The sequence below is a fragment of the Listeria aquatica genome, assembly GCF_014223975.1.
GTDB classification, from domain to species: domain Bacteria; phylum Bacillota; class Bacilli; order Lactobacillales; family Listeriaceae; genus Listeria; species Listeria aquatica.
In genome coordinates this window covers 302,712-318,690 of sequence record NZ_JAARRM010000002.1, presented here as the reverse complement: position 1 = coordinate 318,690, position 15,979 = coordinate 302,712, and the positions used below count along the sequence as shown (strand labels likewise).

Below are 15,979 nucleotides of genomic sequence, written 5' to 3'. Positions count from 1 at the left end.
TTTAAAAAAATTTTATTTTTTTCTTGTGTAATGCTAGATTTATGCTACAATAAACATAAGTTTAATAAATAAACATTTGTTTAGATAGGAGGGAGGAACAATGAAACAAGATCAGCAAAAAATGAACGAAAATGAAGAGTTGATTTATCGCTCGATTCAGAATGATCCTTATATTTCGCAGCAAGATTTAGCGGAGATCATTGGTTTGTCGCGTCCAGCAGTTGCGAATTTAATTTCTGGTTTGATGCGAAAAGGATGGATTTTAGGTAAAGGTTACATTTTAAATGAGGAAAATCGCATTATTTGCATCGGCGGAGCCAATGTGGATCGTAAATTTTACTTGAAGGAAGCGGTACAACTGGGAACTTCCAATCCGGTTCGTTCCACACAAGGTGCCGGGGGAGTTGCACGAAATGTGGCAGAAAACCTTGGGCGACTTGGACGAAAAACAGTGCTTATGACTGTTGCGGGAATGGATGCTGACTGGGAAGCGATTAAGCGAGCTAGCGAGCGGTACATGGATTTGGATTACGTGGTCACTTTTCCTGGGATGGCAACGGGTTCTTATACGGCAGTTTTGGAAGAAAATGGCAACTTGCATGTGGCACTCGCAGACATGGATGCTTATGATGAATTAACGCCAGATGTCCTTGCGAAAAACGAAGCGCTATTTGTGAATGCTGGGACAATAGTTGCGGACTTAAATTGTCCCAAAGAAACTATTCGTTATTTGAAAGGGATATCAAACGAAGCAGGCGTTCCTTTGATCCTTGTTCCGGTTTCGTCTCCAAAGATGGGGCGCTTGCCCGTGGAATTGGATGGGGTTTCTTGGCTGATTTGTAACCGCGATGAGTCGGAAGCCTACCTTAAAATGGCGATCGAAACAAACGCAGATTGGAAGCTAGCTGTTCAGAAGTGGCTTGATCTTGGGATTCAAAACGTAGTTGTAACAAATGGAAAAGACGGGGCGATTGCAGGAAACGCGGAAGAGGGAATTTTGTATGAGCCCGCGATTGTAGTTAGCGATATTCAGGACGTAACAGGAGCTGGGGACGCGTTTTGTTCTGCTGTGATCCATGCTTGGCTTTCAGGGCGTAGTCTTCGCGACATTGTTCGCGCTGGAAGTATTAATGCAGCTAAAACGCTGATGTCAAACTCAACAGTACGAAAAGATTTATCGGCGGCAAGACTAAAACAGGAATTGGAGGAATTAAAATGAAACAATATCTTTCGTTTTCAGAAGAAGTAAAAGAAGCTAAACTTGCAGGGAAACCGATTGTAGCCCTCGAATCCACAATTATTTCACACGGCATGCCTTATCCGCAAAATGTGGAAACGGCTCGCATTGTTGAAGACATCATTCGCGAAAATGGTGCTGTGCCTGCAACAATTGCAATTATTGATGGCAAAATCAAGATCGGGCTTTCGGATGAAGAATTGGAACTTTTTGGAAAAAGCTCAGGGGTAGCTAAAGTTTCGAGACGGGATATCGGCTATTTGATTGCGACGAAGCAACTTGGAGCGACGACCGTGGCCGCAACGATGATTTGTGCAGAGCTTGCTGAGATTCCGATTTTTGTGACGGGCGGAATTGGCGGGGTTCACCGCGGGGCAGAGGCGACAATGGATATTTCGGCTGACCTTGAGGAACTGGCGAAAACAAATGTGGCTGTAGTTTGTGCGGGAGCAAAATCCATTTTGGACCTCGGACTTACGATGGAATATTTGGAAACCAAAGGAGTTCCTGTGATCGGCTATGAAACAGACGTGCTTCCGGCTTTCTATACGCGGACTAGTGATGTTGAGCTAACGATTCGAGCAGATGAGCCGGGCGTTATTGCAGAAAGTTTGAAAGCGAAATGGGATCTGAAGATTGATGGCGGCGCTGTGATTGCTAATCCAATTCCAGAAGAGCATGCGATGCCAGCAAGTGAGATAAGTGCTGTGATCGCAAAAGCGCTCCAAGAAGCAGACGAAAAAGAAATCCACGGGAAAGATGTCACGCCATTCTTGCTTGGCAAAGTGAAAGAGTTGACCGCGGGTAAGAGCTTAGAAGCGAATATTGAGCTAGTTAAACATAATGCGCGCGTAGGCACAGCGATTGCGAAAGCCTACCAAAATCTATAAAAAGGACGCTGTGGCTTCGAAATTGAAGTCATGGCGTTTTTTTGATAGAGTAAAAAAGAAGAAGAAAAGGGGGAGCGTCTTGTGAAAATGGTGAGCGCGTGTCTAGCGGGAATTCCTTGCAGATATGACGGAAATCACAAAGAAAATCGCGTTTTAAAGGAAATGGTGATTAAAGGGGAGGCATTAGCGCTTTGCCCGGAAGTGATCGGTGGACTTACGACGCCGCGAAACCCTGCGGAAATTGTAGGTGGCGACGGCTTTGATGTGTGGAACGGGACGGCAAAAGTGATGGACGACCATGGGCAGGACGTGACGGAAGCTTATAAAGCAGGAGCAAAACGAGCTTTTGCGAGGCTAGAAACTTTGGGGATAACAACGGTCATTTTGAAGGAGAAAAGCCCTTCATGCGGGGCTTGCCAAATTTACGACGGTTCGTTCGGCGGAAAAACAAAAGCTGGGATGGGCGTTACGGCGGCATATATGAAACTGAAAGGGTTAGAAGTTTTATCCGATCAGCAAATTTGAATAGGAACTTAAAAACAAGGTCTTGCGCGGGGCGCAAGACCTTGTTTTAGTGTTCGGCCTCCCTTAGTCGGGATTAAAACGATGTGTTTATAAAATTCAAGCGCGGCTCGTTCAGCTTCTGTATAAAAGCTGTATTCGCGCCAAGCGCTAACGCAATAAAGTCGTTGTTTGCTATCCCCTGCGTTTCTTGCTTTCTGAAATTATTTTCAAGGTGCTCTGAAATACTGAAAACACTTCAAATATAACGCTTTCATATTCCAATTTCACTTGCGCGTTGCTATACTTATTTTGTACTAAAAAAGGAGGGAGAAAGGTTATGAAAAATATTGTTGCTGTTACAGCGTGTGCAGCAGGGATAGCGCATACATATATGGCCGCGGAATCGCTTGAAAAAACGGCCAAGGAACTCGGGTATAACATAAAGGTAGAAACGAATGGTGCGATTGGCGCGGAAAATGAACTAGTGTCAGAAGAAATTGAACAAGCAGATCTCGTGATTATTGCTGCGGATATTCGTGTGGATATGGTTCGTTTTACGGGGAAGAAGCTTTATCAAACGAATTCAATTGCTGCGATTGAAGATGCGGCAGGATTAATTGAAACAGCTATTCAAAAAGGCGAAATATTCGGGGAAAAAGGGACTAAAGTTGGTAAAGTTCAAATCGGGAATGATAAAGGGAAAACGAATTTCTTTACGCATATTATGAGCGGGATTTCGTATATGGTTCCGATGGTCATTGCGGCTGGTTTAATTTTGACGATCGCTAATTTGTATGCGTTTCAACGTGATGATATGGGGCGGATTGTCGAATGGGGCTTTGATACGAAAACAACGATGGGGCTACTCATGTCACACTTGTTCCAAGTTGGGCAGGTAGGATTCAAATTGATGATCCCACTTTTTGCGGGCTTCGTTGCTAAATCCATTGCGGATAAGCCTGCTATCGCTCCTGCAATGATTGGAGCTTATATCGCGAATGATCCTGAACTGCTTGGAACGAAGGCGGGCGGTGGCTTTATTGCTGCCATTATTGTTGCTTTTATTGTGGGATACATGGTGAAGTTGCTTAAGAAAATCAAATGGCCGAAAATTGTACAACCGATTGTGCCGATTATGATTATTCCGTTTATCTCCACGTTGATTATTTCGTTGATCGTCTTCTATGTGATCGGGGAACCGATTGCTTTTGGAATGGACAAGATGTACGCAGGTCTTACTTGGCTGAACGATAATTATAGCAGCGCACCACTTTTAATTGGCATGATTTGTGGAGCAATGATTGGCTTTGACCTTGGTGGTCCGGTGAATAAAACTGCACTTGTATTTGCAACAGCGATTTTCACGGATACGCTTGCGAAATATGGGGTCAATGATGCTAACTTTGTTCCGCAAACGGCAGTTCAAGCAGCGATTTCAGTTGCGCCACTTGGTGTTTGGGTGGCGACGCGCTTCTTTAAAAATAAATTTTCGAAAGATGAAAAAGTTGCCGCAAGTGCGGCGCTTGGGATGGGACTTGTTGGCGTTACGGAAGGAGCTATTCCATTTGTAGCGGCGGATCCAGTGCGGATGATTATTGCCAATGTGACAGGTTCAGCGGTTGCTGGAGGGCTTGCAGCGGCTTCTGGGGCGCGCTTCTTTGGGGGAATCGGTTCTCCGCTTGGGACGTTTATCGGGTACATTGATCATCAGCCGATCCCGTTTTTATCTTGGATTCTTTGTATAACGGCTGGGATCGCGGTCACGGCGCTGATTATTGGTTTCTCAAGGAAGCCGGTTCCGGTTGCACCGCCAAATGAGGAAGAGATTAGGAGTGAAGGAAATGAACAACCAAATTTTTAATAAAGCCAATATTGTTTTTGACGAAACGGCAACAACGCAAACGGAAGCGTTTGAAACGATTGCTAGGGTGGCCTATCAAAATGGTTACGTGAAGTCCGCCAAGGATTTTGTTGAAGCTTTAAAATTAAGAGAACAAGAATCAACAACGGGATTTAAGGATGGGATTGCAATTCCACACGGGAAAAGTGAAACGGTTGTGAGGCCGGGACTCATACTCGTGAAATATAAGTCTGCGATTGAATGGCAAGCGCTCGATCAAAAGCCAGTTCAAGTTGCGCTCGCCCTGACGATTCCAGTAGAAGGAGCAAGTGAGCACTTGAAGATTTTGAGTTTGATTGCGCGGAAGCTGATTGATGACGGTTTTCGTGAGACGTTGATTACGGCGGAGAACCCGGCAGAACTTGTGCGTTTGATGGATGAAATTGAAGTTTAAGAGGTGATGGAGATGGCAAAAAAGGTGCACGTGATTGCCCACACGCATTGGGATTTTGAATGGTATTTTACGGTGAATGAGTCTTCGGTTCAGTTTGTTTATCATATGGATGAGGTGCTTCGTGCACTTGAGGAGGGAGTGCTCCAGTATTATTTGCTGGACGGACAGATGAGCATTGTCGATGATTATTTGCGTTTTTGTCCGGAAAATCGGGAGCGGATTCACGCGCTTGTTCGGGCAAGAAAGCTGTTTATTGGACCGTGGTACACACAAACGGATGAACTCGTGATCAGTGGCGAGTCGATTGTGCGGAATTTACAAATTGGGATGGCTCGTGCGAAACAACTGGGTGGTGCGATGAAAATTGGGTATTTGCCAGATTCGTTTGGTCAAGGAAAGGATATGCCGAAGATTTACCGCGGAATGGGGATCAGTGATACGGTCTTCTGGCGTGGTGTGCCAAATGAAAAAGTGCAGTCACGCGATTTTATTTGGATGAGTGAGGATGGCTCAGAAGTAGTGGCTGCCAATATTAAAAATGGCTATTTTGTCGGGGTGGATTTAATTGAAAAAGAAAACCCGGAAGAGCTTATCACACGTGTTTCGGAGGGAGCTGAAATGGAGCAGGTGCTACTTCCAGTCGGTGGGGATCAGCGTTTCGTTGATTTCAATCTTAAGGAACGGATTGCTGCTTATAATGCGAAACTTTCTGGGGTGGAGCTTTTGGAAAGCACTTATGAAGATTATTTGAAATCTATTCAAGGCGAGGTGCTAAAAAGAGTTTCAGGAGAGTTCATTTCAAGTTCTGTTTCGAAAATTCACCGCTCGATTTATTCGTCACGCTACGACCAGAAATATATGAACGATAAGCTGGAGCGCCGACTTATTTATCAATTGGAACCGCTCATGCTCATGGCAGAGTCGCTCGGGATTCCTTATAAAAAAGAATTGTTAGAAGAAATTTGGAAGCTTGTTCTCCGCAACCATGCGCACGATAGTGCTGGGGGATGTAATAGTGATGCAACCAATCAAATCATCAATGAGCGCTTTAAAGAAGCAGATGAACTTTCCTACTCCGCTGTCGATTATTTAACAAGGAAAATCGCCGAGTCCCGCAAAAATACGAAGCCCAATGACCTTGTTTTTTACAATACCTTGCCTTATAGCGTCCGAAAAACCGTTCGTTTTGAAGTTTCTGTGACATCGCCTAGCATTCGACTATGGCAAGAAGGAAGGGAACAGGCTTGTCAGATTTTGAACTCGGAAAAACGCTACCGCGGCGAAATTAAGCGTGATGAGTCACTGTATGACCCTGAAAAATATTACTATCTGCATACAGTTTCGGCCGAGGTGGAAATCCCAGGGCTTAGCTTTACGACTTATGAAATTGAAGAAGTGGCTGAGGAGGTAGAAACTGGGCAGACGGCCGGAAATAGCATCGAAAACGAGCGCTATCGCTTCACGCTTCAAAGCGGCCAAGCAATGCTCGTAGATAAAGCCTCGGGAAACGAATATGTCGATTTTCTTTGGCTAGAAGATGGCGGCGACGAAGGTGATACCTATGATTATTCGCCAGCTTATCACGATGACATCTATCGCCTGGATTTTGCGGATGCAGAAGTGAGCATCCAGACGGGTGAATTAGAAAGCCGCTTACTTGTATCCGGAAACTTTGCCGTTGCACGCGATTTAGCGGACCGCAAAGCAGGGAAGCGAAGTGCGCATATTCCTTACCAAATGGAAGTGCGGCTTGCGAGGGAGACCGAACGAATTGAATTTAATTTAAAAATGGATAACCAGGCGCAGGATCACAGAATGCGGCTAATCGTCCAAACGGATATCCAAGCGAAGCACTCGTATACGGATACGCCATTTGGAACCATTAGCCGACCGGTGATTGATCCGCATCTACATGACTGGAAAGAGCTAAATTGGCGCGAGGAACCGACGGCGATTTTCCCAATGCTGCATTATCTGAACGTGCATAATAACAAAAGTAGCTGGACAATTTTAGTTAAAGGAATGAAAGAGTATCAAATTGTGGGCGAAACGTTCAATCAAATGGCAGTGACACTTTTCAGAAGCGTAGGTTACCTTGGCCGTCCTGACTTGATTCGCCGACCGGGAGATGCATCGGGCAATCAGTATCGTTACGTAGAAACGCCGGATAGTCAACTTGAAAAAGAGTTGCACTTCAAATTTGCACTCGTACTTGACCCAGCCTATGACCCGGCGAAGTTCATGCGCGACTATCAGCATTACGCCGTGAGTCAACCTTATTACCAAATTCAAAACTTGAATGCCTTTACGACCGCGCTCAAATATTTTGTCTCGAACCCGCTTCCAGAAAAAATCACCGAGCCGCCGTTAAATTGGCAACTTAAACCTGAAAAACTGGTGTTCAGTTCGTTTTCTCGAGCTAATGACGGCGGGATCGCGATTCGCTTCTATAATCCAAGTACGACTGAAGAAGTGCCAGAAGAAAAAATTCAATTACCAAGAAAAATGGATGTGGCATTCACTAGTTTAAACGGCGAAGCGCTTACCGAGAAAGTCTTTACAGAAGAAGTTTCGCTTGGACACTTTAAACCGGGAGAAATCAAAACCATTGTGGTTTATCCTAACTAAGAAAGTGAGGAGAAAGCTTTGCAAGATAATTTGTTTTTGTTGATCGAATCGCATCGCATGGATTTCACCGCTGTGGAACAAGTAATTGCGGATTATTTGGTCTCAAAAAAACCAATTTTGCGGATTGAAGAACTGGCTAAAGCCATTGCCGTTTCCCCTTCTTCAATCACGCGTTTTTGCAAGAAACTCAACTTGAATAACTACAAAGAATTGATTTTTCTTTACAATTTGTCGCTTGAAGACAGTGAAGAAAGCGTCCCCGTTTCCTCAAGTGTAACGGCGAGCTACCACGCGCTTGCGACACAAAGTGATACTAATTTTGCGGAAAATGTGATTGAGCATTTTTGTAAGGCGATCTACAGCAAGAAAACGATTAATTTTTGGGGAATGGGATTTAATTCTTTTGCAGGCGGGGACTTTCAATTTAAGTTTTCCCGCCTCGGCAAATTTGTCCGCGTCGCAAGCGACCAGCATACCATTTTGATGACCGCGCATTTTGCCGACCAAAGTGATTTGATTATTATTTCCACGTTACGCGGAGAAGATGAAACGCTCTATGAAGCGGCCAAGATTGCGCAACAAAAAGGCGTTGAAATTTTGCTCATTACGGCAAACAGGGAAGCGAAGATTATTCAATTTGCGACGGAAACTCTTTTTGCGGCTTCGCTTTTGGCGGAGGATACGCTGGGAAATATTTCGCCACAAATTCCGATTTTAATCGAACTGGATATGATCTACAGGCAGTATCAAAATATGTACCAATCCACTATCCGACAATGGGTCATGTCTGAACAAATTTTAACGGATAAATTTAAAGGCGGGTTTTTAGATTGAAAAGAGGGAAATAAGCTCGATTTCAACGTACTATCGCTAGGTGTGAGTTTCTTGCTTAAAAAAGGTTTTAAAGGTGAGAAATTAGGAGAAAAATAGATTTTCGATTAACTATAGAAAAGGGTAGAGAGGTGAAGAAATATGAAACTCGATAAGCTGCAAAATAATATGATTAAAATTGCCAGCAAAATCGAAGCGAATACCATTTTACAAGTCATTAAAAATGCCTTTGTTGCAGCTATTCCGTTCACAGTCGTCGGTTCGTTTTCCAATTTGATCAAAATGCAATTAGAAGCTCTCGCGAAACACTTGAAAGTGACATCTGGCTTTCTTCCCAAACTGATTGACTTGTTTGGCTCGATTGGACAAGCAACGCTCGGGATGGTCGCAATTATCATCGTTCTCGCTGTATCTTATAACTATGCCAAGGAACTCAAGAAAACAAATGATAAAATGAATGTCGTCTTGGTTGTTTTGTTAGCGTTTGCATCTTATATGGTGATGGTTCCAAATCTTGTCTCCTCACCGGAGATTAAGCAAGATATCGCTGGCTATGCGAACAACTTTTTTAGCTTTGAAGGTATGTTTACAGGTCTTATTACTAGTTTCTTATCCGTGTATCTTTATTCCAAGTTAGCCAAAAGTAAGTTCACCATCAAGATGCCGCCTGGTGTTCCACCGAACGTATTCAATTCTTTTTTCTCGCTAATTCCGATTTCAATGGTGCTCTTATTGTTCGGCATTGTACGGGTTCTCATTGAAACACTTGGATACACATCGTTACTTGATTTAATTAACCAAGTCATCATCACACCGCTAACGGATGTTGGAACTGGTCTTCCTGCAATCATCGTCGTTATCATCTTGATGCAAGTTTTATGGTTTTTCGGCTTGCATGGTTTTAATATCGTTTGGGGTGTCGTTTCGGCTTTTTGGTTACCGCTGTTTCTTAAAAATGTTTCTGAATTTGCGGAGCATCACGATTTTTCTCAGATCAGCATTGCGCCTAATACCATGACAAATGTCTACGCTATGATTGGCGGCTCCGGAGCTACATTTGGTTTAATTCTTGCCATCCTGCTTTTTACTCCTAAAAATTATAGTGGACGGTCAGTCGCGAAACTCGGCTTTATTCCAGGGTTATTTGGCATTAATGAGCCGATCATTTTTGGGTTACCGATCGTGCTGAATCCGATTTTCTTCATTCCGTGGGTGGGAGTTCCCGTAATTAACGCGATCATTGCTTATGTGGTGACGAAAATGGGTTGGGTTGTACCGCTTGTTGTCCTTAACTCAGGAAATGAACCTATCTTTGTCAGCACGTGGATTTTGGGAGCGTTTCATTTTAGTCCTGTTGTGCTCACGCTTGCGCTTGTGATTCTTGATATTTTCCTTTACTTGCCATTTATTAAGATGAATCAAAAACTCGATATGGCGGGAGCAAGTGCAAACGGTGCTAAAACTGAAAAATAGTCAAGAAGAGAGTCTGGGAAAAGCATTTCCTAGGCTCTTTGTTTAAGTGTTAAAGCTTTTTTTATGTTATGTCAAAAAGTATGATAATACAATTAAAAATATGAAATAGTGAATATATTGAGTATTTTATAGTAAAAAACTATAATGAAATAGGATGGTGGGCTTATCCAGAGTGTAAATAAAAATAGAAAAAAGGATGGGATTAAGAAAATGAAAAAAAATTTGTGGAAAATGTTGTTGTCTGCGTTTATTCTATTGTTTGCTGTAGCGGGGTTTGCAAGCGCTGCAAATGCGCATGGTTATGTAACAAAGCCGGGAAGTCGAGCTTATCTTGGTAGTACACAATTTACAAATGATACTGGACTTGCTCCGTTAAATAAAAATGTTGGGGCTGTTCAATATGAACCACAAAGTATTGAAGCACCTAAAAATACTTTTATTACAGGTAAAATTGCAAGCGCTGCTATTGATCGCTTTAGTGCAATTGATGAACAGACAGCAACACGGTGGTATAAAACAGATATTACAACGGGAACATTAACAGTCAACTGGGAACTAACAGCACAACATCGGACATCAACATGGGATTACTACATGACAAAATCTAATTGGGATCCGAATGCGCCCCTTAATAAGCAGGATTTTGAAAAAATTGCAAGTATTGATGATGGGGGCAGTCTTCCTGATAAGGATGTTGAACAAAAAATCAACATTCCAAGTGATCGAAAAGGTTATAACGTGATTTTAGCAGTTTGGAATATTGCTGATACAGGTAATGCTTTCTACCAAGCAATTGATGTTAATGTAAAATAAAAAAAGAAATAAAAAATAAATCTATTTTTATTTGCACGCAAACACATTTTAATTTGAAAGCCTAAACTGTCGACAAATGGTATCAGCCATTTGTCGACAGTTTTTTTATCGTCCCAAAGCTTAACAATTTGCTCACAGTAATCTAAATAATCCTTATCAATTAATGTATATTTTGGTAACAGAATTTAAGCCAAAGTAATGCCCATTTCAGAGAACACCATAAAAAGTCATGTGGGTTTTCCCACATGACTTTTTATAATAATCGATTGGATGGTTGAAAAAAGTGTGTTTAGGATTGTTTTGCGGGTAAAATGGTAATTTCATTTACACCAACATCTTTAGGTTGCGATAATGCATAAAGAACGGATTCAGCAACGGACTTTGGAGAAATAGCAATTTGATAAAAACGATCCCAATTAGCTCGGTCATCTTTAGAAGAAATCGTTTCTAGTAATTCTGTTTGAATGGCACCTGGATATAAAAGGGTTGTTTTTATATTTGTTCGTTCCGCAATGGATTCCTGCCTTAAGCCCTCGACTATTGCTTTTACCGCAAATTTTGTCCCACAATAAACAGAGTTTCCGGGGAAAATTTTCTTACCTGCGATCGAGCTTGTTACAACGACATGCCCGCTTTTTTGTGCTATGAATTTCGGTAAAACACTGGCGATACAATTTAGAACGCCTTTTATATTGATATTAATCATTTCATTCCATTCATCAAGTTTTAGGTCGCTAATGCTCGATGCTGGCATAATTCCGGCATTAGCAAAAAGAACATCGATTTTCTCGAAACGACGGATTGTTTCTTGAACTAATTTTTCAACTTGACTTGGCAGACGGACATCCCCTGTTACATAGCCACAATTTTCCTCACCTAATTCTTTTGTTAATTGCTGTAGCTTTTCTTCACGTCGCGCAAATAACATCACTTTAGCTCCATTTGCTACAAGTAACCGGGCGCTTTCCATCCCGATTCCAGACGATGCTCCTGTAATAATAATTACTTTGTCTTGAATACTTTCCATTTTGTCTGACACTCCTTAATTGTTGTATTCATCTGCATGTGTGAGAGAAAGAAGGATTGTCCCGTTAGCAAAACCATCTTCCATCCTACAGACAATTTGTGAAATACTTTATTTATTTCACAGGAGTATATAGCACAAATTTGTGAATTTAAACACATTATACCTGAAAAGTCTGTTTTAGGTCGCAAACGATCAGTGAAAACCTTTTCTTGAATGATTTTGAAATACTATTTATTTTTTTCTAACTAATTATCATTTAAGACTCAACTACAAAATTAATGAACGATTTCGGTCAAAAAAGAATCAAAAAACGTAAAAAAATGAGCTTTATGCATATTTAACTCATAGCATTGAATAATTCTGGTCATCATGCTATTCTTAAGACAAATAAAGGAAAGCGCTTACTTTGTTGGGAGGTTTTTAGCTTGAGTATCATGGAATTATTAAATGAAAATCGTATTATTTTTGATGAAACAATAACTACAAAAAATGAGCTATTTGCAAAAGTAGCGGAACGTCTTGAAGCAGAAGGATCCATTTTGAATGGCAAAAAATTTGTAAAAGATCTTTATAAGCGGGAAGCAGAAACTTCAACTGGCATTGAATCTGGGTTTGGCATTCCTCATGCCAAAAGTAAACAAGTAACAAAACCTTTGATTGCTTTTGTTCATTCCGGGAAAATGACGGATTATTTTGGTCTCGATGAATCACCCGTTGAATGGTCTTTCATCATTGCCGTTCCGAAAAAAGCCGCGGATACACATTTGGAGATTTTAAGCGAGCTTTCTCGGAAATTAATGGATCCAGTATTTCAAGAAGAATTAAAAAATAAAAAAGATTATGAAAGTATTAGTGAAGTATTAACTTAAAGGAGGCGTCTCGCATGAAAATTGTCGGTGTAACAGCTTGTCCGACTGGAATTGCACATACTTACATGGCAGCAGAAAAGCTGACGAATACAGCGGAAGATTTGGGTTATCAAATCAAGATGGAAACACAAGGTGCAAAAGTTGAAAATGTTTTAACAGCTGAAGAAATTGAACAGGCAGATTATGTGATTCTAGCTGTTGATAAAGACATTGATTTAAGTCGCTTTTCCGGCAAAAAAATAAAACGTGTGTCCACTTCAAGAGCGATTAAAGAAGCAGATCGTGTACTTGAAGAAACACTGGCAGAAAAAGGATTAACGAAAGCAGAATCAAGCAAAATAGATGGAAATACAAGTGATGGCAAGAAAGCAGGGATATATAATCATTTTATGAATGGTGTCAACTATATGTTGCCATTTGTCATTGCAGGCGGAATTTTGATTGCTATTAGTTTCGCATTTGGAATTGATGCATCCAATCCAGATTCTAGCAGTTATAATGCGATTGCCGGCGCCTTTTCGAAAATTGGGGGAGATACAGCCTTTGCGCTAATGGTACCCGCGCTTGCAGCAGGAATCGCAAGTTCTATTGCCGGGCGCGCTGGTTTTGCACCAGGACTTGTTGCAGGGACTCTTGCGACAGCGGGCGGATCCGGTTTCCTTGGCGGTATGATCGGTGGGATTTTAGCCGGTTACTTGGCACATTTCTTTGCAAATAAAATTAAAGTAGCTAAATCCATTGCTTCCATTTACCAGTTGATTGTCGTTCCACTTGCAAGCATTGCGATTGTTGGCTTTGCGATGGTGTTTATCATTGATACCCCGATTTCCTGGTTGCTTGAGGCGCTAACTGGTTGGTTAAATGGATTAGGTGAAACTTCAGGCGTGCTATTTGGATTACTGATAGGTATCATGATGGCAGCAGATATGGGAGGACCGATCAATAAATCCATTTCGACCTTTTCGATTGGCTTGATGACAGCAGGTGTTAACGCACCCATTGCAGCATGTATGGCAGCAGGAATGGTTCCACCACTTGGACTAGCGCTTGCCACCTTATTATTTAAAAACAAATTTACTACGGAGGAAAAAACAGCAGGAAAGTCTTGCTGGGTTTTAGGAGCATCCTATATTACAGAAGGCGCGATTCCGTTTGCCGTAGCCGATCCACTGAGAGTCATTCCGAGTCTAATGGCAGGCTCCGCAACAGCCGCTGCTATTTCAATGGGGGCAGGAGTAACGTCACTTGCTCCACATGGTGGTATTTGGGTGATGTTTATCCCAAGCGTCATCAATCATGTCTTTATCTACTTGCTCGCCATTATTCTAGGAAGCATTGTGACAGCAGTGATGGTTGGGCTGCTTAAGCGTCCCGTTAAAAAAGAAGAACAAATAAAACAAGAGGTGAATGTGTAATGTTAATGACTATGAAAGAACTATTAAAAGTAGCGAATGAAAATGAATTTGCCGTTCCTGCCTTCAACATTTGCAGTTACGACATGTTAAAGGCTATCATGGAAGAAATAGAAGCAAACGAGGCTCCCGTTATCCTTGAAATCCATCCAGATGAAATTGCCTATCTAGGAGATGAATTCATTGCAACCGTCAAAGAATATGCCTTAAGAAGTCGCGTTCCAGTTGTCATTCATATGGACCACGGGGGAACGATTCAAGATGTTATGCGCGCCATTCGAAACGGCTATACGTCCGTTATGATCGATGCTTCGACTGTGCCATATGAAGAAAATGTTGCCTTAACAAAAGAAGTTGTAAAACTCGCGCACAAAGTAGGGGTTTCTGTCGAAGCAGAACTTGGCACAATTGGCAATAACGGTTCAGCAGAAGGTGGAGCAGATTCGATCATTTATACAGATCCCGATCAAGCTGAAGAATTTGTAAAGGAAACCGGGATCGACACGCTTGCGGTTGCGATTGGAACGGCTCATGGACTTTATCCGAAAGACAAGAAACCAGAGCTTAATATAGGCCTTTTAAAAACGCTACATGAGCGCCTAGATATCCCGTTTGTTTTACACGGAGGGTCAGGGAATCCTGATGCAGAAGTGAGCGAATCTGTCCATTATGGCGTTGGCAAAGTGAATTTAAGTTCGGATTTGAAAAGTGTCTTTTTTGCAGAAATCCATCGTGTGTTAAATGAAAACAAAGGAATGTATGAGCCAAACCAAGTTTACCCAGCCGCAAATGAAAAAGTAAAAGAAGTCGTTCGCCATAAACTTAAAATTTTAAACACAATAGGACAAAGCAAGCGATATTAATTTTAGGCAAGAAAACGAGTAAGAGGTGAGGACGATGTTGAGCGTTGCAGAAGAAAGGCAACAGCAGATTGTCAATTATTTAAAAGTGGAACAATTTGCTCGGATTCAAGATTTGATAAAGCTTGTTAATTATAGTGAAGCGACCGTGAAGCGTGATTTAGTTCATTTAGAAAATAAAGGACTAGTGAGGCGAACAAGAGGCGGGGCTATGATTATCGACAATCAAAAAATTGATATCCCATACTTGATGAAGATGAACGAACTTAACAATGAAGAAAATAAAAAGTATATTGCTGAAGTGGCAAAAACGCTCATTCGTGATGATATGGTCATTTTTCTTGATTCAAGTTCAACCTCACTTTATCTAGTGGGTGTACTCAGTCGATTTGAGGGACTTCAAATCATTACAAATGGTGTGATGACAGCCTCAATGCTATCCGAATTCACGAGCGCACGCGTGAGCATTTTAGGTGGTTCAATTTTGCCTAAGCGTTACACAGTTAACGGAGCCAAAGCCTATAATGATGCATTAACTTATAACGCAGACATCGCCTTTGTTTCTTGTCGAGGGATTGATTATGATAAAGGTGCGACAGAAACGCATGAAGGCGAGGCGCTCATCAAACAGGCGTATCGCAGACAATCGAACTTGCTCGTCTTACTTGCAACACAAGAAAAAATGAATCATAAATTTATGCACCAAAGTCTCGCATGTCACGATATTGATTATTTAATTACTGATTTTAAACTAGATGAAGAAACAGAAGCGCGATTTAATGCGCATCATATTACCTGCCTGTACTAAAAAGGTATGAAGTGATCATAAGTTGCGAAAGTTAAGATTTAGATAGGCTATCTGTCTTCGGTATTCAGCTGAAAATGGATAGCCTGTTTTTCTGTTGGATAAAAAGAAGGATCTGATTTTAAATGGAAGCTTCATTTTATCTTGTAGGTAGAATATCTCATAAAATTTTTGCGAAAGTGTGTCATCTAGTTCTAAAAAAGAATTATTTACCCAAAAAAATCCAATTTGGATAATTTTATGTCAAAATGTTCAAAGTCTTTTTTGCATTTCTGTAATATACTTTAAGATAGAGTTGTCCATTAGATAAATAATGACTAGGGCAAACATTTTTTT

The 15,979-nt window shown here is 41.5% G+C and carries 14 protein-coding genes; 13 read left to right on the top strand and 1 reads right to left on the bottom strand.

Annotation, left to right across the window (positions count from 1 at the left end):
• Nucleotides 1-100 precede the first annotated feature (100 nt).
• From HB912_RS07435 to HB912_RS07395, 9 genes are all read left to right on the top strand, one after another.
• Nucleotides 101-1,219 carry a carbohydrate kinase gene (locus HB912_RS07435; RefSeq protein ID WP_185373423.1) on the top strand — a complete coding sequence of 373 codons (1,119 nt, stop codon included), beginning with the start codon at nt 101-103 and terminating at the stop codon, nt 1,217-1,219.
• Nucleotides 1,216-2,127, top strand: coding sequence for a pseudouridine-5'-phosphate glycosidase (locus HB912_RS07430; protein ID WP_185373422.1), 912 nt, complete (start codon nt 1,216-1,218; stop codon nt 2,125-2,127). The genes HB912_RS07435 and HB912_RS07430 overlap by 4 nt, the downstream gene beginning before the upstream one ends.
• 81 nt (nt 2,128-2,208) lie before the next feature.
• On the top strand, nt 2,209-2,652 hold the full coding sequence (locus tag HB912_RS07425) for a 2-thiouracil desulfurase family protein (RefSeq protein WP_185373420.1): 444 nt from the start codon (nt 2,209-2,211) through the stop codon (nt 2,650-2,652).
• Between the two features lie 316 nt (nt 2,653-2,968).
• Nucleotides 2,969-4,492 (top strand): PTS fructose transporter subunit IIC, encoded by a 1,524-nt coding sequence (locus HB912_RS07420; protein ID WP_185373418.1) that lies wholly within the window; start codon nt 2,969-2,971, stop codon nt 4,490-4,492.
• Entirely contained in the window at nt 4,473-4,925 is a 453-nt protein-coding gene (locus tag HB912_RS07415; protein WP_185373416.1) for a PTS sugar transporter subunit IIA, read from the top strand. The genes HB912_RS07420 and HB912_RS07415 overlap by 20 nt, the downstream gene beginning before the upstream one ends.
• Before the next feature lie 12 nt (nt 4,926-4,937).
• Nucleotides 4,938-7,553, top strand: a complete 2,616-nt coding sequence (locus HB912_RS07410; protein ID WP_185373414.1) for a glycoside hydrolase family 38 N-terminal domain-containing protein — start codon at nt 4,938-4,940, stop codon at nt 7,551-7,553.
• A gap of 18 nt (nt 7,554-7,571) precedes the next feature.
• On the top strand, nt 7,572-8,387 hold the full coding sequence (locus HB912_RS07405; protein WP_185373412.1) for a MurR/RpiR family transcriptional regulator: 816 nt from the start codon (nt 7,572-7,574) through the stop codon (nt 8,385-8,387).
• Between the two features lie 138 nt (nt 8,388-8,525).
• The gene (locus tag HB912_RS07400) at nt 8,526-9,857 is read left to right on the top strand and encodes a PTS sugar transporter subunit IIC (RefSeq protein ID WP_185373410.1); all 1,332 of its coding nucleotides are present in this window, start codon (nt 8,526-8,528) and stop codon (nt 9,855-9,857) included.
• A 210-nt stretch (nt 9,858-10,067) separates the two neighbouring features.
• Complete coding sequence (locus tag HB912_RS07395) at nt 10,068-10,670, top strand: lytic polysaccharide monooxygenase (protein ID WP_185373408.1); 603 nt, start codon at nt 10,068-10,070, stop codon at nt 10,668-10,670.
• 289 nt (nt 10,671-10,959) lie between these two features.
• Here HB912_RS07395 and HB912_RS07390 read toward each other — a convergent pair whose 3' ends face one another.
• Entirely contained in the window at nt 10,960-11,697 is a 738-nt protein-coding gene (locus HB912_RS07390; protein WP_185373407.1) for an SDR family oxidoreductase, read from the bottom strand.
• A 434-nt stretch (nt 11,698-12,131) separates the two neighbouring features.
• Between HB912_RS07390 and HB912_RS07385 the strand changes: the two genes are divergently transcribed.
• The 4 genes from HB912_RS07385 to HB912_RS07370 are packed head-to-tail and all read left to right on the top strand — an operon-like array spanning nt 12,132 to nt 15,646.
• The gene (locus tag HB912_RS07385; protein ID WP_425324769.1) at nt 12,132-12,566 is read left to right on the top strand and encodes a PTS sugar transporter subunit IIA; all 435 of its coding nucleotides are present in this window, start codon (nt 12,132-12,134) and stop codon (nt 12,564-12,566) included.
• Between the two features lie 14 nt (nt 12,567-12,580).
• On the top strand, nt 12,581-13,981 hold the full coding sequence (locus tag HB912_RS07380; protein WP_185373403.1) for a PTS fructose transporter subunit IIC: 1,401 nt from the start codon (nt 12,581-12,583) through the stop codon (nt 13,979-13,981).
• Nucleotides 13,981-14,841 carry a ketose-bisphosphate aldolase gene (locus tag HB912_RS07375; RefSeq protein ID WP_185373401.1) on the top strand — a complete coding sequence of 287 codons (861 nt, stop codon included), beginning with the start codon at nt 13,981-13,983 and terminating at the stop codon, nt 14,839-14,841. Before HB912_RS07380 ends, HB912_RS07375 begins: the two co-directional genes overlap by 1 nt.
• 34 nt (nt 14,842-14,875) lie before the next feature.
• On the top strand, nt 14,876-15,646 hold the full coding sequence (locus HB912_RS07370) for a DeoR/GlpR family DNA-binding transcription regulator (protein WP_185373399.1): 771 nt from the start codon (nt 14,876-14,878) through the stop codon (nt 15,644-15,646).
• Nucleotides 15,647-15,979: the final 333 nt, after the last annotated feature.